Source organism: Flammeovirga pacifica, from assembly GCF_000807855.2.
GTDB lineage: Bacteria > Bacteroidota > Bacteroidia > Cytophagales > Flammeovirgaceae > Flammeovirga > Flammeovirga pacifica.
The window spans coordinates 1467428-1491320 of sequence record NZ_JRYR02000001.1 but is presented as its reverse complement, the minus strand read 5'-3'; the positions used below and the strand labels follow the sequence as shown (position 1 = coordinate 1491320).

Annotated in this window: 20 protein-coding genes; 2 read left to right on the top strand and 18 right to left on the bottom strand. The window is 32.7% G+C overall.

The annotated features are described in order from the left end of the window. Positions 1-51: 51 nt before the first annotated feature. On the top strand, positions 52-1470 hold the full coding sequence (locus tag NH26_RS05995; RefSeq protein WP_044219004.1) for a glutamate synthase subunit beta: 1419 nt from the start codon (positions 52-54) through the stop codon (positions 1468-1470). A 65-nt stretch (positions 1471-1535) separates the two neighbouring features. Here NH26_RS05995 and NH26_RS05990 read toward each other — a convergent pair whose 3' ends face one another. The 18 genes from NH26_RS05990 to NH26_RS05905 all read right to left on the bottom strand — a co-directional run bounded on the left by NH26_RS05990 (position 1536) and on the right by NH26_RS05905 (position 20629). Further along, positions 1536-2570: a DUF3667 domain-containing protein gene (locus NH26_RS05990; protein ID WP_044219007.1), complete on the bottom strand. Its 1035-nt coding sequence runs from the start codon at positions 2568-2570 to the stop codon at positions 1536-1538. A gap of 93 nt (positions 2571-2663) precedes the next feature. Next, complete coding sequence (locus NH26_RS05985) at positions 2664-3743, bottom strand: iron-containing alcohol dehydrogenase family protein (RefSeq protein ID WP_044219008.1); 1080 nt, start codon at positions 3741-3743, stop codon at positions 2664-2666. Between the two features lie 5 nt (positions 3744-3748). Further along, positions 3749-4933, bottom strand: a complete 1185-nt coding sequence (locus NH26_RS05980) for a DegT/DnrJ/EryC1/StrS family aminotransferase (RefSeq protein WP_044219011.1) — start codon at positions 4931-4933, stop codon at positions 3749-3751. Positions 4934-5178: 245 nt separating this feature from the next. Continuing rightward, the gene (locus NH26_RS05975) at positions 5179-6240 is read right to left on the bottom strand and encodes a hypothetical protein (RefSeq protein WP_044219013.1); all 1062 of its coding nucleotides are present in this window, start codon (positions 6238-6240) and stop codon (positions 5179-5181) included. 203 nt (positions 6241-6443) lie between these two features. Beyond that, positions 6444-8348, bottom strand: coding sequence for a muramidase family protein (locus tag NH26_RS05970; RefSeq protein ID WP_044219015.1), 1905 nt, complete (start codon positions 8346-8348; stop codon positions 6444-6446). A gap of 87 nt (positions 8349-8435) precedes the next feature. Next, positions 8436-9077 carry an O-methyltransferase gene (locus NH26_RS05965; RefSeq protein WP_044219019.1) on the bottom strand — a complete coding sequence of 214 codons (642 nt, stop codon included), beginning with the start codon at positions 9075-9077 and terminating at the stop codon, positions 8436-8438. An 8-nt stretch (positions 9078-9085) separates the two neighbouring features. Further along, on the bottom strand, positions 9086-9574 hold the full coding sequence (locus NH26_RS05960; protein WP_044219022.1) for a PaaI family thioesterase: 489 nt from the start codon (positions 9572-9574) through the stop codon (positions 9086-9088). Position 9575: 1 nt separating this feature from the next. Next, positions 9576-10292, bottom strand: coding sequence for an RluA family pseudouridine synthase (locus NH26_RS05955; protein WP_044219024.1), 717 nt, complete (start codon positions 10290-10292; stop codon positions 9576-9578). Then, the gene (locus NH26_RS05950) at positions 10273-11331 is read right to left on the bottom strand and encodes a sensor histidine kinase (RefSeq protein WP_044219476.1); all 1059 of its coding nucleotides are present in this window, start codon (positions 11329-11331) and stop codon (positions 10273-10275) included. Before NH26_RS05950 ends, NH26_RS05955 begins: the two co-directional genes overlap by 20 nt. 72 nt (positions 11332-11403) lie before the next feature. Further along, positions 11404-12093, bottom strand: coding sequence for a response regulator transcription factor (locus tag NH26_RS05945; RefSeq protein ID WP_044219026.1), 690 nt, complete (start codon positions 12091-12093; stop codon positions 11404-11406). Positions 12094-12234: 141 nt separating this feature from the next. After that, entirely contained in the window at positions 12235-14535 is a 2301-nt protein-coding gene (locus tag NH26_RS05940; RefSeq protein WP_044219029.1) for a peptidylprolyl isomerase, read from the bottom strand. 197 nt (positions 14536-14732) lie between these two features. Further along, positions 14733-15746, bottom strand: coding sequence for an outer membrane protein assembly factor BamD (locus NH26_RS05935; RefSeq protein ID WP_052431809.1), 1014 nt, complete (start codon positions 15744-15746; stop codon positions 14733-14735). Between the two features lie 285 nt (positions 15747-16031). Continuing rightward, positions 16032-17042, bottom strand: a complete 1011-nt coding sequence (locus NH26_RS05930; protein WP_044219032.1) for a DUF4097 family beta strand repeat-containing protein — start codon at positions 17040-17042, stop codon at positions 16032-16034. Continuing rightward, positions 17014-17814, bottom strand: coding sequence for a hypothetical protein (locus tag NH26_RS05925; protein ID WP_044219035.1), 801 nt, complete (start codon positions 17812-17814; stop codon positions 17014-17016). Before NH26_RS05925 ends, NH26_RS05930 begins: the two co-directional genes overlap by 29 nt. A gap of 2 nt (positions 17815-17816) precedes the next feature. Beyond that, the gene (locus NH26_RS05920) at positions 17817-18341 is read right to left on the bottom strand and encodes an RNA polymerase sigma factor (protein ID WP_044219038.1); all 525 of its coding nucleotides are present in this window, start codon (positions 18339-18341) and stop codon (positions 17817-17819) included. Positions 18342-18493: 152 nt separating this feature from the next. Then, entirely contained in the window at positions 18494-18916 is a 423-nt protein-coding gene (locus NH26_RS05915) for a Fur family transcriptional regulator (protein ID WP_044219041.1), read from the bottom strand. Positions 18917-19030: 114 nt separating this feature from the next. Beyond that, on the bottom strand, positions 19031-19657 hold the full coding sequence (locus NH26_RS05910; protein WP_044219044.1) for a hypothetical protein: 627 nt from the start codon (positions 19655-19657) through the stop codon (positions 19031-19033). 24 nt (positions 19658-19681) lie between these two features. Further along, a complete protein-coding gene (locus tag NH26_RS05905; RefSeq protein WP_158021895.1) occupies positions 19682-20629 on the bottom strand; it encodes an MlaD family protein in 948 nt (315 codons plus the stop codon). Between the two features lie 220 nt (positions 20630-20849). Here NH26_RS05905 and NH26_RS05900 point away from each other — a divergent pair, with 220 nt between their 5' ends. Then, complete coding sequence (locus tag NH26_RS05900; protein WP_139262904.1) at positions 20850-23891, top strand: putative LPS assembly protein LptD; 3042 nt, start codon at positions 20850-20852, stop codon at positions 23889-23891. Positions 23892-23893 lie beyond the last annotated feature (2 nt).

Below are 23893 nucleotides of genomic sequence, written 5' to 3'. Positions count from 1 at the left end.
GTAGACCTCCTTCTCGAGATATAATCAATACCTTACCAAAAAGAAATTATTATGTACGAGTTCACTAAAATAGAACGAATTACACCTACACTTCGTCCTGCGGATGAAAGAGTAGGAAATTTTAATGAAATAAATGAGGTATATACTACCTCAGAAACTGCTTCTCAAGCATCTAGATGTGTTCAATGTGGTAACCCTTATTGTTCTTCAGTAGGTTGTCCATTGAGTAACTACATCCCTCAGTGGTTAAGATTTATTGCTGAGAAAGATTTAGAGCAAGCGTTTAAAATATCGAACGAAAGTTCACCATTCCCTGAAATCTTGGGTCGTATTTGTCCACAGGACCGTCTTTGTGAAGGTGCTTGTACATTAAACGATGGTAATGAAGAAGAAACAATTGGAGCAATTACAATTGGATCTATTGAAGTAGCGATTTCAGAGAAAGGCTTTAAAAAGGGTTTCAAACCTGAATTTGCTGATAAGATGACAGGTAAAACTGTTGCTATCGTAGGTTCTGGCCCTGCAGGTCTTAGCTGTGCTACTTTCTTATTAAGAGCAGGTGTTAAGCCAGTAGTATTTGATAAAGCAGATAAAGCTGGTGGTCTTTTAACTTACGGTATTCCTGGTTTTAAACTAGAAAAAGAAGCAGTAGAACGTAGAGTTGAATTGCTGAAAGAAGCTGGAATGGAGTTAAATTTAGGTGTGGATATCGGACACGATATTACTCTAGATGAGTTGAGAAAAAACTATGATGCCGTATTCTTAGGAGTAGGTGCTATGGCAGGTAGATCATTAGATGATGAGGTATACAATACTGATAACATCTATATGGCTGTTCCTTTCTTGACTAACATTCAAAAGAAAATTGGAGACAAGCAGTTCGATAAGAAATATGATGTTGAAGGTAAGCGTATAGTTGTTATTGGTGGTGGAGATACTGCTATGGACTGTGTGAGAACTTCAATTCGTGAAAAGGCTGCTAAAGTAACTTGTTTCTACCGTCGTGATGAAGAAAACATGCCGGGTTCTAGAAAAGAAGTTAGAGCTGCAAAAGACGAAGGGGTTGAATTTAATTTCTTGAAATCTCCAAAATCTTTCGTAGCAGATGATAATGGAAATGTATACGGAGCTAAATTCGTAGATATGAAATTATCAGAGCCAGATGCGTCAGGTCGTCAAGCAGTAAGCGAAATTGCTGGATCTGAAGCTATTGTTGAGGCTGATATTTTTATTCTTGCATTAGGTTTCAATAATGAAAAATTGAAGTGGATTACCGATGCAGGAGTGGAGACTGACAAGTGGGGAGCTGTAAAAACAGATGCTAAAGGAATGACTTCTTTAGAGAATGTTTATGCAGGTGGAGATAGCGTAAGAGGTGCAGATTTAGTAGTAACTGCAGCACTTGATGGTAGAGAAGCTGCCATGTCAATTTTAGAATCGATTTTCGATGAAAAACCTGCTTCTGTTTAATTAAACGGATTTAGGTTGATATTATGACCCACTGAGAAAAGCGTCTCTCAGTGGGTTTCTTTTTTTTAGAATATGATGTAGGATATGATCAATTCTGAAATGGATAAAATGAGGATGATAAAAAAGTGAAACCCAAAAGCAATTTGAGCTTTAATTATCGTTTTTAACCAGGATTGACCATAAAAGTTTTTAAGCATAAAATAGATACTAACAATAGTATATAAGAAAATAACAACATTCACCTGAGTGATAAATTCACCTTTGAAAAAGTACCCAAGCATCAACATTACTGTAAACCAGAATAATGAAAAGGCATGAAGGTGAGTAGATAAAATAAGATGTTGAATATATAAATTATCTGTATTTTTCTTTCTGATATAAAGCAGTTTTAAGAATAAAGCAAATAGTGGTACCAATAACATAAATGCTATAGAAAGGTTACTTAAGGCTGCATTAACAAACGACTTTCCATTATCATCAAATACATGCTTACCCTGTTCAATCACTTTTGATTCAAACCAAGAATTTATTCCAAGTGAATCTCTAATATATTCAGATGAAATATCATCTTTATTTTTATATGCATTAATGATTTTTCTGAATTTTGGTTTAGAATCGGTGATATCTGAAGCGTCAAAATTAATATCAATATCATCTTGTTTATTCTTATTTTGATCAATTTCAGCTTTTATACTTTTGTTTAAAGCTAAATCGATAGAATCAACAGCAGCAGTCAAATTATTGTTTTTGGATATTGTAATGTCATCAGGGTTAATGATTAAATGGTTCATTACAAAAAAGAAAATGACAGAGGAAATAAAATATATTCTGAAAGGTTGTACATATCTAATTCTTTTTCCCTTTAAGTATTCTTTGGTGAGTTTAGAAGGATTGAATAAAAAAGGTAGTATTGTATGTAGAAGTCTTGAGTCCCAATTAATAAATTCTTCCGCAAATTCTTTTATTAATATTGAAAAGCTAACATTGTAATCTACTCGACTTTGACCACAATTGGGACAATACCTTTTGTCGTCATCAATAGGGTAGTTACAATTTTTACATTCACCTTTTTCAAGAATAATGTTTGTTTTTGAAGTCATTTGAATAGTTTTAAATAAATATGGTTGTCAAAAAATAAGAAGATAAAAAAAGTCCTCCAATTTATGGAGGACTTAATTTCAATCTTTATATTATTAGAGACGTTTGAAGATCTTTTTAATATCTTCTCTTGTCCATTTTTCTTCCCAATCAAGACCGATCGCATGATTCCACATGTGAGGTAGGTTGTAAGAAACCTCTACCATAGCGTCGATTGTTTCTTCAGACCATTCTTTAGATAATCCTTGAGGTAAATCTACTTTATGTGTCTCAATCATAGTTTTAAATTCATCTACAGCTTCGCCATAGAATTCTTTTAGATGATTGAAAGCAATACAGTTAGCAAAACCATGACGCATTCCTAAGATTTTAGATAAACCGTAAGAAATAGCATGACATGCACCTACTTCAGAGTAAGTAAGAGAAAGACCTCCAAATAAAGAAGCAATCATTAATTTCTCATCGTTCTCTAAAGTTTGACCTGCATCATCACCTAAATATATTTCACGACAAAGAGCTAAAGCTTGGTCTCCATATGCTTTTGAATAAGCATTGAAATATAAACCACTTTCAGCTTCAATACAATGAATATAACAGTCCATACCAGTATAGAACCATTGGTTTCTATCAACAGTAGCTAATAATTCAGGATCAAGAACTGCTTGATTAAATACAGTCCAATCACATTTTAAGCCAAGCTTTTTAACAGGACCTGTTAAAACTGCTGTCATAGAACATTCAGCACCTGTACCGGCAACAGTAGGAACACCCATGTGGTAGATACCTGGGTTTTTCACAAGGTTTAATCCTTGGTATAACTGAGAAGACCCTTCGTTATTTACCATTAAAGATAAAGCTTTCGCAATATCCATAATAGAACCACCACCGATACCAACGATACCAGCAGGAAGACCCTTGTCTGCAAGGATTTGATCTCTTAATTTATCTACTTGATCTGTAGTTGGCTCATATTGATCGATATCCTCGAAGAATACCATATCACCATCATGAGCAGGAATACGATCTGCAAGATCTTTACCTTCAAAGTATTTATCTACAATAAATACCATGAATTTATCATTCTCTACACGCTTAGGAGCAAGGATGTCATCAATTTGATTGAATGAACCTTTACCGTAAACGATTTTGTCGATATTTTTAAAATTCTTATGCATAAGTCTTACGCTACAACTTTTTTCAATTGAGAAATTAACTGGTCAGCAAAAGCATTGATTTCTTCTTCAGTCCATGTTGCACGGATACCGATAGATAAAAGTCTACCAATGATGTTTTGTGATTTAGGCAATTCAATAGTGTTCCAATCTTGACGATGTTCATAATCATGAATAGCCAATTTGTATGGAGACTTTAATGCCTTTAAATGATCCCATTGATTAATAAAGTGATACATGTTAGTGTACCAATATGCTACTCCTTGAACTTCTTTTGAAGCTTTAAGCGCTAATTCAGGAGTTTCCATAAAGAAGTTTAAGAATGTTGCAGAATCACCTTCTTCATCTGGAAGACAACGGAAAGTAATAAATGGCACTTCCTTACGTAAACGTTCTTTTAGAATAGCTTTATTCTTTTTGTTTTGTTCACGAATCATTTCCAACTTACGCATTTGAGCTACTGCAACAGCAGCATTAAGCTCTCCTAAACGGTAGTTGAAACCCATAATTGGGTGAGGTTCCATACCACGGTTATCACCTACGTGAGAGTGACCATGATCTGAGAACTGACCCATTATTTCATATTTATCAGTGTCGTTTGTAAAACAAACACCACCTTCTCCAGCAGTAGTAATTTTGAAGAAGTCAAAAGATACAGCACCAGCTTCACCAAAAAGGCCAACGTGTTTTCCTTTATAGAAAGCACCTAAAGCTTGTCCAGCATCTTCTAATAATTTAATATTATGTTTATCACAAACTGCTTTAATACCATCCAAGTCAGCAGCAGCACCACACATATGCACTAATAATACAGCCTTAGTTCTCGGTGTAATTGCAGCTTCGATTGAGGCAGCACTTAAGTTTAATGTCTCATCTACTTCAGTAAATACTGGAATAGCACCAGCAAATAATACAGCTTCGATAGGAGCAATAAATGTAAAAGGAGTACAAATAACTTCATCGCCATGTCCGATTCCAGCGGCAGCCATCATACAAGCTACAGCAGCAGATCCAGATGAAACAGCGTGAGCATGTTTTGCACCAGTATAATTTTGGAATAATTCTTCGAATTCTCTAGCTTTCCAATGATCATTTCTTTGATCATCATGATTGTATCTAAAAAGCATTCCGGACTCTAAAACGTCCATTACTTCTTTTCTTTCTTCATCACCAAAATATTCCGTTCCTGGCATAATTTATATAATTAAAATTGAATAATTTTTCGTTTACTTTTAACACGGCAAAGGTACAAAAATTTATCTAGTGATATATTGATCATTCATTAAATTTTTGGACTAGCCCAGTATAATAACACTTCAAAGATTGATGTTGTCAATATTTGTTGTTAATAAATGTTCGGTGCGAATTGATGATAGGTTGATATACAAAAAAAGGCATCCGTTATTCGAATACCTTTCAGTGTTTTTTGATTTATATCTTATAAAGTTACTCCTTTCAAAAGGTTTTTACCTTTAAAGCCAAAGCGATAATTGACGCCAAAAACAATTTGATTTCTACTCCCTAAAAAAGAATATAATGCTGTAAATTGGTACCTTTTATTATGTTGGTAATTAATACCTAATGACATACTCCAAGGGTAATATAAAGCTTTATCAAAAGTATAATGTAGATTCGCAGGGTCTGTGCTGTTTAGGTATCTACTAGCCCCTTCATATACAGGGTTAAGAATTTGTTGTTCGGTCGGGTTCAGCTGACCATACCAAGTATCTAAATTTTGACTAGCTCTAATTTTTCCTTCAGGAGTAATACCTACTAAATTTTCAATGTCTACTTTACCACCACTAGATTTATTGAGGCCTAAATATTGAACTCCTACTAAAGCCACTATATTTTTGTATGGTTTTTTTCTAAATCGAAACATATGACCGACTCTTGCTCCAAAGACATTCGTTTTAGTTGCTTTATCTGTACTCCCTGTAAAAGTATAAACTTGGGTGTAATCAAATGAAACAACTAAAGGACCAACTCCTCCAGCAACAACAGTACCCCAACCTACTGTAGGGCCTTCACTTCTTGCTGTGAAATCTGCATTAAAAGGTAGTCCTAATGAAACTTGAGTTTCTGATTTTATATAACCCCCAATTCCATAAACATTTAAAAAAGGTAATAACCAAAAGTCATATCTTGCTGAAACAGCTTTTACATTTGGAGTAATGCTATTAAAGCGTGCTAAACCATCAACGTTCATTAATTTATCAGGAGAGAAGCCAACATTAAGATTACTGACCATTAGATCTTGACTTGAGTAAGCATAATTAATCATTATACCATTTGGGAAAGGCAAATCAAATCCCATTTTTCTTAATTTAGCACCCATAATAGGAAAATGCCATTCGTATTCTGTTTGTTTTAAGCTATCGGTATAACGTTGAAATTCATCTTCAATAGCGATGTTTGAAACCGAGCCTTGAGCGTATGAGTTTTGAACTGAAATAAATGAAATAAGGATCAAAACGAATATAATAATGTTCTTTTTCATAAGTGATAGCAAAATTGAAATATTTAAGATTGAATTATTAAAGATTATCTAGTGATTGATAACCTTACAAAGGTCTCAGTTTTGTCTATCAATGATTTGTATGAAAAAGCAGATCATTTATACATTATCGTCAATTATAATTAACGGCATAAAAAAAGCCATGATAGTAAAGACTATCATGGCTCATAAGATTTTGAATTAAATTATTTGATTCTTAAACGTTGTCCTTTGTTGACATTGTTAGAATCCATATTATTTAATTTTTTAATATCATTAATTGATATTCCATATTTTCTAGAAATAGAATAAAGAGTTTCTCCACCACTTACCATATGATACTCTGGAAAAGAAGTGTCACTTCCACTGTTTGGATCAGTAAGCTTTAAAACTTGCCCTTCATTAATAGCACCATTTGATGGAAGGTTATTCCATTGGATTAAATCTTTATGATAAACTTCATACTTTCTAGAAATTGCAAATAATGTTTCACCTTTTGCTACAGTATGAGTTTCTGCTTTAGAAGTAGAGGCAACTTCTGCAGTTGCTGTAACAGCTACAGGTGTAGTAGCAACTACTACTTCAGTTTCTTTAGCAGGTTGATTATATGGGTCTACTTCTTTTACTTCTGCAGCAGCTTGATGATACATTGTTTCATCAACAGTGGTTGTTGCAGGGCCTCTTGATGTAAAAGTAGGTTCTGAATCATTTTTTTGAGGAATCTGTAAGAACATAGGAAGTCTATGGTAATCTCCTTGGTCTTGAAGATTCTTGTTTTGGTTAATTACATCTTGTTCTGATACACCGTATTTATTAGCTATTGAAGCAAGCGTTTCTCCGTCTTCAACCGTGTGTGTTAAAACAGTGCCTGTGTATTCACCTGTCGCATCAATCGCTGTGTTTGCAGCGACAGCTTTATAAGCATTTTGTCCTTCAGGGTTAGAAACATAAATTTCAGCACCAGGGTGTAATTCTACATTATTGTTCCAAGATTGTAACTGCTTAGCGGATACTCCGTATTGACGTGCAATACCATAATAGAATTCTCCTGGCTGAACAGTGTGTTTTTGTATAGCAGCCATTTCAGTGTTACCGCTATCTTCTTCTTCTGCAATTCCAGCAGCAACAACGACAGCACCACCTGCGACAGCAGCTTCTCCAATAGTAATAGTACCACCAGAACTTTTCTGATTGGAAGGCATTATTTCAAATGAGTTGTCTGTTTCTTCAACAGCAACTTCTTCTGCAACAGCATTTGAAATTACTATATTTTCAACAGCAACTTCGTCATCTTTACCAACAACAAGTACCTGTCCTTCTTCTAATGCTAAATTATCTCCAATGTCATTCCATTCTTTAAGTTCAAGCATAGTAACATCATACATAGATGATATTGTGAATAGAGATTCTCCTTCTTGAACAGTATGGGTTTTGCTGTTTGGATCAATGTTAAGAGCGGCGCTATCAACACCTATAGAAATAACAGCAGTGGTTTCCACCAATGGGGCTTCCTTAGATTGTATTTCTTCTTCAACAATTGGTTCTTCTAAAGGTGGAAGGTCTACCACTTTTGGAGGAACAGATTTAGGTCTTTTCTTTTGAAGGAATAAAACACGACCTCTAGCTAGAGGTTCGTCTGTTTTCATTCTGTTTTTCTTCGCTAATTTAGAAAGCTTAATACCATATCTTTGTGATACTTCCCAAAGGTTTTTTTCAGTATCAACAGTATGATTTACGATTAGCCCTTTACTCTTTTTAGCTTTTAGATAATAAACATGTCCCTCTTGAAGATCATCAAAAGAGTCCATATCATTAAATTTGTATATTTTTTTAACATCAACTCCCAAGGCATTGGCAATTAACATTAAATTCTGATTTGGTCCTGCAATAAAAGCTGGAATATTATTGGCATCAACTAAAGTGATTTCCTCACCATTCACTGTTTTAGTTTGAACATTAGTGATAATAGGATAAGGGTTATCAGATTGTAATGGTTGATAATTGACAACAATTTCTGATTTATTTGAGGAGATATTATCAGTCTGTTTATTAAAGGAGGTAAACAGTGTTGAAGCTCCAAAAAGTAAACTTATAGTATATATTTTTTTCATAATAGGTTATGTATACCTTGAGTTTGTGAAGTCATTAATGGTTGAGAGTATAACTCTCCGTAATAAATTAATTATTGTATGGCGAAATTACAATTTTTGAGCCATTAATATCCCATCACGTAAGGGTATTATACAACTTTGTACTCTTTTGTCTGAAGTTACTTTATTGTTGAATGACATAATTGCTTGTGTCATTTTATCATTGGCATTTTGATCGACCACTTTTCCTTTCCATAAAACATTGTCTATCAGGATAAATCCGCCTTTTCGTAATAATGGTAGACACATTTCATAATAAGTATCGTTGTTCATTTTATCAGCATCAATAAAAACGATATCAAATTGATCGCCTAAACCTTCAATTATTTCAACGGCCTTACCAATATGAAGTTGAACTATATGATCGAGTTTAGCTTTTTTTATGTATTCTGAAATTATTTTTTCTTTTTCATCATCAACTTCTATAGTATGTAACACACCATTTTCTTGCATTCCTTGTGCTATCGCTATAGCCGCATATCCTGTAAAAGTACCAATTTCGAGTACTTTTTTTGCAGACATTCCTTTAGCTAACATTGTAAGAAATAAACCTTGTGGATGGCCGGAGACCATATGAGGCATATTTTCTTCTAAATGTGTAGCTCGGTCTAATGCTTTTAAAATTTCATTTTCTGGAGTAGCTACATCTTCAATATATTGATCGATAAGGGGATGTGTAATGTGAGGCATTAAGTTATTTATTTATCAATAAATGGATTCGTGTCTTTTGTATCATTGCTATTGAAGACTTGAATAGCAATTACCTCTGCTTCAGCAGTTTTTGTATCACCTGACCACGAGGAGCAAGTCATTACTACCTTTTTACCTTTTCTTTCTGTTACTTCTGCAACAATTCTAACTTTTTGATGAACTGGGGTTGGTTTTAAATATTTAATATTCATTGTACCAGTTGCATAGCGATAATGAGGTGCAGAATTTAGTTCCCTACCTTCATTTTTGTAAGCATCAGCCATAGCGGTGCCCATACAATGGCAATCTATGACAGTAGCCAAAATACCACCACTTAATAAGTTAGCCCAACCATGGTATTTTTCTTCAGGTAACCATTCGCATATCGCTTGATCACCCTCCCAAAAACTTTTTATGTGGAGTCCATCTTGATTGTCTAGTCCACAACCAAAACAAACATTTCCCAACATATGATCTTGAAAATAAGGAGAAATCATATTATTTGAATTTTTTCATTTGTGTGATCACTGCTTTCATATCTTTAGGATATTCAGATTCAATAAATATTTCTGATCCATCCACATCTTTAAATCTTAAAGACCTTGCATGTAAAGCAACTCTTGACATTAATGCTTGTTCCTCAGTACCCTCTTTTAATTTGAATTTCCTTCCTTTAATTTGAGAAAGGTAGGGGATTTGGCCACCATATACTTCATCAGAAATTATAGGACTACCTAAATAGGCCATATGAATTCTAATTTGGTGCATTCTACCAGTTAAAGGTTTACAAGCAACTAAAGAATGGAATTTATAGATCTCTTCTGTTTTTACTAGTGTTTGAGAAGGCTTACCTTCGATATCAATTCTCACATTACCACGACCAGAAACTAAAATGTTTCTATCTACCATGATTCCATCAAAATTTTCTACACCATCAACCACAGCGTGATATACTTTTTCTACCTGTCTTTTCTCAAATTGAATCGCAAGGTTTCTGTAAGCTTCAGGGTTCTTAGCAATAGCCATAACGCCAGAAGTTTCTTTGTCTAATCTATGACAAAGTTGAGTGTCTCCGGCGTATTTTTTAGCCTCTTGATATACTGTTGGAAGAGTTTTATCTCTATCTTCTAAACTAGATATATAAGGGGGTTTATTTACTAAAATATAATTATCATTTTCAAAAATGATCCACTTTTTAAAGCTCGGTATCTTCATTTTCGGTATCGTTCAGTAATTTTAAATCAAACGAAAAAGTTGAACCTTCCTCTTTTGTACTGACCACAGAAATACTAGTATCATGGCGTTCTAAAATATGTTTACAGATGGCTAAACCTAAGCCTGATCCACCTTGTTTTTTTGTTCTACTTTTTTCAACTCTATAAAAACGTTCAAAGATACGATTTTGATCTTCCTCAGGAATACCTTGACCGTTGTCTTTCACGTTAATTGTTACTATATCTTCTTTTACTTCCAAAATTACCTTAACCCACCCATTTTTTTTATTATACTTGATACCGTTAACAACTAAGTTTAATACTACCTGTTTTAAGCGGTTGTAATCAGCATTTATATAGATAGGGTCATCATTTGGAGCTTCAAAGGTAACGGTTATATTTTTTTTCTCAGCTTTTTGCTCTATTTGTTCTAGAACATCCACTAGCATTATTTGTACATCAAATTCTTCAAATTCCATATTGATTTCTCCGGCTTCAATTTTAGAGACAGTCAAAAGGTCTTCTACAAGAATATTAAGTGCATTTAGAGATTTAGCTGCTTTTTTTAAGAAACGATCTCTCACATTTTTATCATTTACAGCACCATCTAATAATGTTAAAATAAAACCTTGAGTTGCAAAAATAGGGGTTTTTAACTCGTGAGATATATTAGCTAAGAATTCTTTACGATATTGCTCCATTTTTTTTAATTGAGCAATTTCATCCTCCTTCATTTTAGCATAGTGGTTTATTTGAGATTTAATATCCACTATAGGATTTTTTTGCTTGACTTCTTTAGAAGAACTCTTGGTTTGTTTTTGTCTTAATTCATGGATCTGTCTATGGATGTTTCCAATCTCTTTAAAAAAAATAAACTCAAGTACAAAGTAAGTGAGTAGGAAAGTAGAAGAAAACGATATGATTAACCCTACTATTGCCCCCATGGTAGATACTTCCGGCAATATGGATAAAAAGGCAGAAGTAATGCCACCAACACATAGTGCTAATAATAGAGATACAGATTTCGCGTTGAAATACATATTAGATATGTTTTGAAATAAAAAACCCCACAACATTTAGTTATGAGGTTTACAAATGTCGTAAAATGTAGGTTAAGCTTCAAACTTATACCCAACTCCTTTTACTGTTTTAATGTATCCGTCGCCTATTTTTTCTCTAACACGTCGAATATGAACATCTACTGTTCTAGCTAAAACATAAACATCGGCTCCCCAAATGTTTCTCAAGAGGTCGTCTCTATTAAACACTTTGTTAGGGCTTTCTGCCAAGAAGTATAATAATTCGAATTCTTTTTTAGGTAAAGTTCTAGCTTCACCATCTATGTATAAAGTATAACTTGATTTATCGATAGAAAACTTACCAATATTGATAATGTCTTTTTTCGATGTCTTGTTTTTACTCTTTCTTTTAAAAATAGATTCAATTCTTTTCATTAAAGCCCTAGGCTTCACAGGCTTTACTATATAATCATCAGCACCTACATCAAATGCAGCTACTTCTGAATATTCTTCTGCTCTTGCGGTAAGAAAAATAATATGTGCTTCTGATAATTCAGGATTCTCTTTGATTTGACGACATGCTTCAACACCATCCATAACAGGCATCATTATATCCAAAATGATTAGTTCTGGGTAAAACTTTTTTGCAATCTCAACAGCCTGTTTCCCATCATTAGCAGTTTTTACATTATATCCTTCTTTTTCTAGGTTATAACTTAATATTTCTACTATATCTGGCTCGTCATCTACTACGAGTATTTTACGTTCAACTTCAGTAGGCATTCTTATTGATAACTTTAATTTGTCTTAGAATTTCCTCTAATTTATTGATATGATAGCACTCTTCAAAGCATTTACTCCAAGAGTAATTTAATATAGTTGCTATGTTCACTTAAAGTTAACATTGTGCCTCTAATATTAACTTTATATAGCCTTTTTATGCTCGTATAAAGAGTTTAATATAGCACTATCTACTTGTACATTATGTTTTTTATGTAGCTCGTCTAGCCACGTTTTTTCAATGTATTGTTGGTAATCTGCAATAACAGCACCTTTTGATGTCTCAAAAGGTTTTGGGCCTTTTGGTAAGAAATCCTTTACAACTGCTATAATGTATCTATCATTATCTTTAAATAGATAACGTCCTTTTTTAAATTCAATTTGGTTACCATAAGGAAGTTTGTCCTTAGTAAACACACCTTTTTCAAAGCTTACAGACAAATTACTTATCTGATTTTTTGTAGGAATATAGTTTGATAATTGTGTGCTGTAAAAACTAACACCAACATTTTGTTTCCCTTCACTTTCTACAAATTGAATTTTTTGTGTGTCAATTTTTGACTTTTGTAAGAATGCAGTGATTTTCTTAATTCGATTTTTCTTAAGTACAGTACCACTATTTTTTGGCATTTGAATATCGAATACAACAAATAACTGATTGTTTTGATTTAACGTATTTGTAATATTGTTCAAATCACCAATAGTTGATTTATATAGATATGAACTTCCATTTTTGAAATAGAGAGAAGTAATATCTGTTGGTAAAACTTTGTAATAACCAGAATCAAGCATTAATAAAGTTTCTTTCTCCAACTCTTTACTTCCTGTATTGTAAATGTCAATATCAACGCGATCTTCAAATTGATAATCATTGATATTATTTTTATAATAATTTTCTAAAGCGACAGGATCTGAGGTAGCTTTATTCCATACAGAATCTTCCATTACCCTAAACAGTAATAACCCGTCTTTATATTCTTGAGATAAGTGAGCAAACTCTGGATATTTAGTAGGTAATTGCTCTCTTTCAGCTTCAATTAAGACCTTATTCACGAATCTATCATAGTACTGATCTAAAAGTAGGGCAAGACTATCTTGGTTTGTTCTTTTTTGATTTTCTAGAATGAAATTAAAAAAGTCATTATTTATCACTTTCTTTTTACCTAAGCTGAATAATGTCTTCTTTTGAGTTTTAGGAGTAACCTCATCATTCAGCTTCCAATTTGCTTCAAATAGAGTAGAATCAATCACAGAATAAGCCAATGTTTTGTTTTCAGGAAATTCTACAAATTGATTATCTCTTTTAAGTTTTTCAACAAATTGTTGCTTACTTGTAGAAGACCTACTATCTCTTTTTACCTTTTTTTCTAATGATGCATACATTACATCATATGGTTTAACGGGTTCTTTTTTATACAGACGTATAATATGCCATCCAAAATCAGTTTTCACAGGTTTAGAAATATCGCCTATGTTTTTAAGTGATTCTATTCCTTGTAAGAAAGAAGGAGGGAAGCGAACTTCATTTACTGAAGGCAAAATACCTTTGGTTGTAGATGTTCTTTTGTCTTCAGAAAAAGTCTTACATAAAACATCCCACTGACCTCCGTTTTGCAGGCTATCATAGATGTTATTGATTGTTTTAATTTGCTCTTTTCTAATTTCTTCAGACGCTCTACTACTTGATTTAATCATGATATGTTGCACCTGAAGTGTTCCATATCTTTCTCTTTTATCAGTAACATGAAGTAAGTGATATCCAAATTGAGTACGAATAGGACCAACAACTTCACCTACTGCAGTAGTAAATGCAGCTTCTTCAAAAGGATAAACCATTTGAAGTGAAGTGAAATAACCCAAATCTCCTTTATTTTGTTTTGCCGAAGGATCTTCAGAAAATTCAAAAGCTAATGTACTAAAGTCTTTTCCACTCTTATATTGTTCTAAAATTTCTAAAGCTTTATTGTATGCCGTTAAAGTGTCTTCTGGGCTAGCATCTTCTGTACAGTTGATAAGTATATGTGCAGCTCGAACTTCTTCTTTTTGACGTTCATATGCTTGCTTCACTAAACTATCATTGAATACAGATTCTGTTAGATAAGGTTCTTCAAGTTGACTAACATACATTTTGTATTCATTCTTGAAGGCATCTAATGTGTCATAACCTAAGTCCTCTGCTTCAACAACTTTCAATTTAAAATTGATGAATAGGTCTAAATACTCCTGAATACTTTCTGTAGTGTAAAATGAAGAGTCTTGCTTGTAATTCTTTTCATATAAGTAAACAAAGTTTTCTTTACTTATCGCATGATCGTCAATAAAAATCAAAGTAGGAGAAGCCTCACTTACAGATTGTTTTTTTGATGTTAAAGTCGTGGAGCAGCTTCCAAGAATAAGGGGAAGAAAAAATATCCAAGATAATTTTAAGCTGATATTATTGAGCATGTTTGTCCAAAAAGTTAAGTTATATAAGAATAACTATTGATAATTATTTCTTGTCTTGATGTATTAAAAAGTCAATTGTTAAAAAACATGTGGACTTAATGCAATCATCAATTACTAGCTAAATATGTTTAATTCGAGATTTAATATCAAAAAAAAAGGACGTTAATACATTATTAACGTCCTTTCTTTGACAATTTTTATTGTTTTTCTGTTTCAACAGGTGCTACAGGCTCTTCATTTTCTCTTTCCGATTCCTGTATTTGTTCGAGGTTTTTCGCTCGTTTTCGCTTCTGTTTCCTAGTTTCTTTAGGACCATCACTCATTTCTTTTTCAGCTTGTTCCTTAGAAATTTTTCCTGCCGCAGCATCAGCTTTAATTTTGGCTAGTTCTTTTTCCCAAGCAGCTTTCTTAGAAAGGTGTTTTTTAAGGTCTTTATCGACATCTTTCTTAAGCTTAGTAGCATCGGCATAAGCACTACTATCAGAGTACCTTTGTCCAAATTTAGTATAAGTTTCTACAGAAGATTCATATCGTTCTTGTTGTTTATCAAAGACGGACATCTTAGCTAATTCGTATTCAGCTTCCATCTTTTTAAACATTGCTTCAGGTTTGAAATCAGAATCAGGATAATCCTTCATAAAGTTTTCATAAGCAATTGCAGCAGCTTTATAGTATCTTAAGTGTGAATACTGTTTAGATATTTCAAAAGCTTTTAATTCTAATCTTGCTCTTAATTCATTGATTAAGTCATCACATTGTTGAGCATATTGACTTGTAGGGTATCTGTTAATGAAGTTTTGTAATTCTTCAATAGCTTGTGAAGTACCCGACTGATCAAGATTATAATCTGGTGTATCTTTATATAAAGAATAACCGTTCATAAATAAAGCCTCCTCAGCAAAAGGAGAGCGGTTGTAAGTTTCAAAGAAACTTTTGAAATGATGTGCAGCAATTAAATATTGCTTTTGCTCAAATTGAGAATAAGCATAATAAAATTGAATTTTCTCGTATTCTGCAGCACCAACAAATGCCCCCATAATATCTTCAAATAATACTGAGGCTTTGTAATAATCTTTATTATCGTAATAATTTAGAGCGGCATCATATTTTTCGTTGATGTCTCTACTTTTAGATATTCTCGAAAACTTACTACAAGAAAAGGATAATGTACCTAAAATTGCACAAGCAATAATAATTCTCTTACTCAACATAACTGCAAATCTAGATTTAAGGCGACGGATAAAAAAAGGTTTTAAATATCATCGATGTTAAAAGATGATAACTCTTTAATTATAAGGAGTTTAAATTTGTCGGCTTAAATTAGCTTGTCCATTTTTTTTAATTCAACGTAAATATAGAAGATATAATCGTTTTTTTGATGAAAATCTTAGAAGAGGATAAGTCAAAAAAGATAACATGTTATATCCCAAATTAAAAGACCCCCAAATTTAAGAAATGGAGGTCTCTAAAAATAATATTTTATTAAAATAACAGAATTAATTGATTTTTAAACTACCATAGCTCGCTTTTAAATAGACTTTATTCTCACTATTTCGTTTTAGATTAAACCCTTTGAATTCTGAAGATGTATTTTGTTCTACTTGATAGTAGTTTTCTATGGTAGATAAATTAGACTTAAAAGAACCATACCTAACATAAGCTTCATAAGAGAATTCTGTATTAGTATTAAAGTTTAATTTGATAGATCCATATGAGCTACTAGCGTTGATACCAGAAAAACTTTTAGAAACTTCTTCAATATTAATATTACCATAGCCTATCTTGTAATCCAATTGCCCTTTTAATATTGAGATATTCAAATTAGAATATTTTGATGAACCAGAAATAATACCAGCTGTTCCAAGGTTTATATTTCCATAAGAATCGGTCACTTCTAACTCATTGGCTTGTCCGATATTTAATTTACCTAAGTACTTAGTGTCTAAAGAAGCTTTTTCAATAAAATCTATATCGCCGTTGCCATACTTAATAATAATTTCATTATCCTCATTTCGTAATTCTTTAATAGTTAAATTACCGTAGCTTACTTCTATAAATGCTTTGCCATCAATATCATCAGAAAATATCCCACCAAATTTATTAATTAAATTGATGTTGATAGAAGTAGGGGCTTTGATATTATAAGTGATTTTAAAACCTTTTCTATCATTAATAGAAGAGTTACTCGGAGTATTCGTTTTAAATGAAATGTTATTTCCACTAGAATTGTCAGAAATAGAAAGAGAAGATAATGTATTTTCTGCTTTTGATTTCGAACTATGCCAAGCCTCTAAGATAATTTCAATAGTGACCTTATTAATATCTTTAGATGTTTCAATATTAATATCGCCATACCTGTTACTAATATTCAATAGCGAATTAGCATTGATATTATCAAAGGATTTATTAATTCTCTTTTCTATTAAATTAGGCTGTTGTGCGGCAGAGGCATTTATCGCAACACAGAAGAAAAGGAGACTATATATTATATTGTTGAATGTTTTCATTTTGTGACTCTTCTTTGTTTTGGTCTATAATTATTTCCATTTGTTTGTTAAGTAGCTCTACTTGGAGCTCCAGTACAATGATCATTTGTTTTTTAATGATCTCCGGCTGAGGTGACGTTTTAAGTTCCTTCTTAAGGTCCTTGTAATTGTCTTTAAGAGTACCTAACTGTGAATCGAAATCGGATAATAATCTGACATCTTGATAGTTTAATTTCTTTATTTGTAGCTGTTTTGAATCAATTACTTGATGAAAATATTGTTCTGCTTGTTTCCACTCGGTTTTAGTGCCTGCAACAGAATTACTTTCAATAGGTGTTGTATTTGATTGATTAAAAAGCAATCCAATACTAATACCAATGACAATTGCAGCGGCTACACTACTTAACCACTTATAAATAAATTTTAAAGTAACTTCTTTAGTTTGTGTATTATTTTTTGATGTTTTAGTTAACTCGTTTTTCAGTATTTCATCTTGATCTAATTCAGTAGAAATTTTGTCCCATAAATTAGACGGGGCTTCAAATTTATCTAAAGATTTAGGAGAAGAAATATTTATAGTTGGTTCGTCAGTTTGATCATTTAGCGCTTCAGCGATATTGTCCCAAACTTTATCGGATGCCTCTTCTTTATCTAATAAAGATTTTTGGCTTACAAATATTTTTTCAATATCATCAAATAATAATGATTTAAAACGATCATTACATTTTGTAGATGGAGTATAGACATCCAAAGACGATTTATTTTCGAGGATATATTTTTCTAATTTTTCCATATTTACATTGATGCAATTAAAATTTCTCTTAATTTTTTTTTCGCACGACTATATTGGGATTTAGAGGCTGAAACACTAATGTTTAATATTTCAGAAATCTCACTATGATCGTATCCTTCCAATAAATAGAGTGAAAAAACAACTCTATATCCATCAGGAAGTAATTGTAGTGCTTCTCTAATTTTTTCGATGTTGTACATCGATTCATCATCAATAGGAGTGTCTTCCTTTATTTGATCTATTGGATGCGTTTCTGTATCTACAAAATCTATCCGTCTTTTATTTACATGGTTGATAGAGTGATTAACAACAATTCTCTTTAGCCAAGCGCCAAAGGTTGAAGTACCACTAAACTGATGAATGTTGCGGAATGCATTTAAAAAAGCTTCTTGTAATACATCTTCAGCTTCCTCTAAATTATTTACAATTCTTACAGCTACGTTGTACATTGCTTTAGAGTACTGTTGATATATTTCAAATTGTGCTTTTCTATCACCTTCTCTACATCTTTCAAGTGTTGCAGTCATTTTTTCGATGGTTTCGATTCAGTTTAAAGACTTATGAAAATTAGAAAGGTTGCACAGTGATATTAAAATAATATTATTTTTTAGCAATTGAGAGGAAATAGTTTTTTGAGAGGGCATTAATTGGATAAATCAGTAACAAATGAAGGGTGACCTTATTTGTTACAATTTTTACATATTCCTACAATAAGGTAGTTGGTTTCGTTTATAGAATATCCTTGAGGTAATTTTACCGCATGTATTGGTAAATCGTCCATACATTCTGTATCACCACATTTTTGACATTTAAAATGCACATGATCGTGAGAATGTTCATGCTCCGAACAATGGTTTGAGTTACACATAGCATATTTTACGATGCTATTTTCATCAATAACACGGTGGAGTATTCCTTTCTCGATAAATGTTTTTAGAGTTCTGTAAATAGTTGCACGATCACAAATACCAGATAAATGATCTTCTAAGTTATTTTCTGATAAAGCAACATTAATGCTCATGAAAATCTTTAGAATACTTATTCTGCTTGCAGTTCTTCTTAAGTCTGCATTGTTTAATATTTCGATGGCTTCCTTACTCATATCACAAAAATAAAAGAAAGCGGGTAATTTTACTTACCCGCTTTAATAAACTTAACGTCTTATAGTAATATATCTTCAAATCAACATAGAAAGTTGTTGATTTGAAGGTGTTTTCTAGTTGATACCTGAAGGTCTTATGACGAAAGAATTTAAAAATGATTGAAAAATTGGGACATTATCAATTTCCAACTTTTTAGCAATCAGTTTAATTTTTTCTAATTCCACTTCAGTAATAGATCTTTCGTTTAATAGATCATCATCTTCTTCCATAAATAAGAATGAAAGGAATTTCACAAAAATAAATGGAGCATTTAAAATATCTCTTTTAAGATCTCCTGTTAATGCACCTGGGTTTTTTAGTGTTTCTAGAATTACATCATTCGCTTTTAGAGAAGAATGCATTGTGAATTTAATTAATTCATAAAAACGATCTTCCCATTCAGGGAAATTGTAAGATAGATATTTTAACGCAGGGGCTAAAGGATCATTTTTTTGAAAAAAGCTTCTTCTAGAAAGTTTTCTCGCTTTTCTTCTTAAAGTGATCTCTTCATAGTGACTTACACTGCCATTCGCAAGTGCAATTCCAATGGATGGTGAAATTAGTGTGATTGATATGAAGTCGTCATCACTGAGGTCCATAAAAGCAGGATCTACTTTTAAGAACTCTCTTTTTAAAGCCGTCATGGCATTGTAAAGTTCATTATCCCTAACAAGGGTAATTAATTCGCTACCTGTGATCATTTTAGGTTGTTATTTTGAATCTAATTATTTTTTCTTCTCTTCTTTTGGTGCTTTGTCTTTTTTACCAAAAACAGAGAAGTGAATATATCTTTTAGGATGTGCTTGGAAATCTAAAAATAAAGAGTCCAAGTCTGTTAAAGTCTTCACCATTTGATCATGCATTTCTTTTTGTGTAAGTAACGCACCAACAGTACCATCTGGATTGTTTACATTATCCAACGTTTTATTCATGTTGGCTAATAATAATTGGGCTTCTTCTACTGTTTTCTTAAGGTCCGCATTGTCTAAAGAATCTGCAATATTCTTGAAAGATGCTAACATAGGTTGTAAATCAGCAGATGCTTTAGAAAAATCTGTAGAAATTTTCTCGAAATTATGAATCGACTCATTCAAAGATTTTGTGTCTATACTTGCCATCTTATAATTGGCAGTTTCTATCAACTGATCTACTTTTGAACTTGTTGTCTTAAAAGTAGACATAACATATCTAGCGGTATCTAAAGTAGCCTCTAATGAAGATAGTACTGGCGCTGCTTTATCAGACAAAGCGGCAATCATACCCATTTCAACATCTCCAGTTAAAGTACTTCCTTCTTCTGCAAGTCCTCCTTTTTCAGGAAAAGATAAAATTACTTGTTTATCTCCAAGCATTCCTTTATCGGCAATAGTTGCTACAGTACCCTTGTAAATGGCATAGTCTTTATTTACTTCTAAGGTTACTTTAACTTTATTATTAGCATTTTGCATCAATTCCATTTGTGATACTCTTCCAACGTTCACGCCATTTATTGTGACATTATTAGAGACTTGTAGGTCTGGAGTAGTATCGTAAACGACGTAATAGACTTTTTGGTTAGAAAAAACATCTATTCCTTTTAGGAAGTTATATCCTACCCAAAGTACAACAAAACAGATAGTTGCAAATAATGCGACCTTTACTTCGTTTGAAAATTCGATTTTTAATTTGGACACGATTAATTGTTTTGATTTGAATTTATTCGTTCTAATTGTAGCTTGCAGCTTCATTAAGACTCCTCAAATTTATCAAAGAATATTATTTTATCTACATTTCTTTTGGATTTTGATCTTGAAGACTCAAAATATTACATTAAATTTGTATGAAGTTGGTCTTAAATTATATGCTGACTTTATGTTTAAGCTTTTTAGTCGTTCACTAAATATACTTAATTTTTTGCAAAACCTATTGTATGGTCTTGCTAGCATCTTTCTGATTATTTGTTTTTCAGGAACACATGCTGAAGCAGGAGAATTGAGCGAAGAAGATGTCGCCTTTTTCTATAAAGTAGAAAATGATACAGCCAAAAGTAGAAAGGCTGTACGTACTTTGTCAAAAACTATTAGACAGTTGAATGCTACTTCTAAAAATGAGACTTTAGAAAAGTATGCGGCTGCCTTGTATGCATTCTCTGATTCTATACTTTTTAGAGGTGATAGAGAATTGCAGCAGGTGAGGAAAGATATGTCTGACCCAGATATCGTAGAACAAATCGTTGACCTAAACAATGCTTTAGTATCTGATGATGAATTCGAATGGGACAATGTTGATGTTGAAGTTTTTGATGAATTAGATAATATCTTATTAGAGTTTTCTAACAGTGAAAATTATGTAAGCCCTGAAGAAATATATAATACTTTAGACCTTTTAAAAACGGAAGGAGCAGAGTCTATTGCATCTGTTGAAGATCCAATCGATGATCCTGTGGAATATACTGCTGATTCATCTGATTTTGTGATGAGAACACAGACGATGTACCTCAAAGGAAATGCTGAGGTAGAGTTTGGAGAACAAAAGCTTAACTCAGGGTCAATAGAAATGAACTTTGTGACGCATATTGTAAAGGCACAAGGTATAAAAGATTCAACAGGTCATGTTGTAGAGAAACCAGTCTTTGTGGATGGACAATCTACCTTTAATGCCAATCAAATGATTTATAATTATGAGACTGGTAAAGGTTTAATTAAAGGTATTGTGACTGAGGAAAGTGATGGTATTATTACTTCTCAACTAGTGAAAAAGACAGCCGGTGAAGAGATGTATATGTCTGACAATGTATACACTACTTGTAGATTAGAACACCCTCATTTTGGTTTTAAAACTCAGAAATTGAAAGTTGTTCCAGAAAAAAACATTGTGTCTGGTCCCTTTTTAGTGGAATTAAATGAAAGTCCTTTACCATTAGGCTTTTTCTTTGGTATTTTCCCTGCAACAACAAACAATACATCAGGTTTTATAATGCCAACTTATGGAGAATCTACAGATAGAGGATTTTACCTAAGAGATGGTGGTGTATTCCTAGCACTAACAGATTACTTTAACCTACAAGTTTTGGGATCTGCTTACACTTTAGGTGGATGGGGTGTTAGAACCCAATCACAATACCGTAAGAGATACGCGTTTAGTGGTAGTTTCGGGTTTGATTATATCAATAACCTATTTCAAGAAAATGATGGTTCTGTCTCAACACAGACAGATTACTCAATACGATGGACTCACTCTCAAGAGAGTAAAAAGAATTCTAGATTTTCTGCCAATGTAAATATTGCCAATTCAGATTATAATAGAAATAACTCTCAAAACCCAAATGATTATTTGCAATCATCAATGAACTCTTCTGTAAGTTACAGTAATAGTTTTGCTGTAGGTAATGTTAATTTCTCAACTACTGCACAAACACGTTACCAACAGAATGTACAAACTGGTGAAGCTACTTTAGCACCTGAAGCCAGTTTGAATATGGCTAGAGCGAGACCTTTCAAAACTTTATTCAAAAAGTCAAACCCAATATCAGAAATAGGTATTACTTATAATATGAGTGCCCGAGGTGAGATGACAAACAAATTAGGTACGAATAAATTGCCTTTTGATGTTGTAGGAGCGGACAATACGGATGATGATGGTTTAGGTGAAGATGGAAAGTATCCTGATCTATTGGCCAATTTAGGTGATTATTCTGATCAGTTTAGATGGGGAGTAACACATGATATTCCTGTTTCTACTCAAATGAAAGTGTTGAAGTACTTTACTTTATCACCAAGTTTTTCTTACAAAGAATATTGGCACCCTGTAAGTTACGATTATACTTATCTTGAATCTGAAAATGCTGTTCTTGTTGATACAACAAATGAATTGACTAGATATAGCGAGTATAGAACATCAGTTGGCTTTAACACTAACATGTTTATGTTTTATAACATGAAAGGTGGTTCAATAATAAGACATACAATTCAGCCTTCAATATCTTATAATTTTAACCCTGACTTTGGTGACCCTACTTTTGATTATTACCAATGGGTTCAAACTAATGAGTCGAATACTAATGGAACAAAAGTATTTAGATCTCAAGGAGGTTTAGTAGGAGCTCCTAATGGTGCTAGAAGTCAAGCATTGAGTTTTTCAATTAACAATATTCTTGAGCTGAAATCAGGAAGAAAAGGCGAAGACGGAAAAGCAAAGAAAACGATGATATTGAATAACCTGAATATGTCTTCTGGTTATGACTTTGAACGAGATTCATTAAATTGGTCTGATATTAATGCAGGATTTAGAACAACATTACTTAAGAAAGTAGATGTAAGTGTAAACTCAAGATGGGACCCGTACCGTTACATTGCTCAAGATACTCAATACGATGAAGAATTAGGAAAAGAAGTGGTGACTAGTCAATACAAATCAAAATTTTTATTGGCTGAAACGAATGGAGGGCTAGCTCAATTAAGTAACTTAACTGTGGCAGTTGGTACAAGATTACAACCCAAAGGAAGTAAAGAAAAGAAAGAGAAGAAACTAGATGAAATGGAGCCAAGAAATGAAATGGAACGTCAAATGTTAGATGAAATGAGACGTAATCCAGATCTATACATGGATTTTGATATTCCTTGGTCATTGTCTTTAAATTATAGTTTAAATTATAGTAAATTAGGACTAGCAGAACCTACCGTAACTCAGACACTAACATTTAGTGGTGACTTGTCTTTAACCCCTAAGTGGAAAGTTGCTTTTAGATCTGGTTACGATTTTAAATTAGGTTCATTTTCTTATACCTCATTAGATTTAACCAGAGATTTGCACTGTTGGCAACTTACTGCCAATTGGATTCCTTTTGGTCCTCGTCAGTCATACAATATTACTATTGCTGTAAAAGCAGCCATGCTTCAGGACTTAAAATGGGAGAAACGTAACTCATGGATTGATAGAAACGATAGATTCCAATAAAA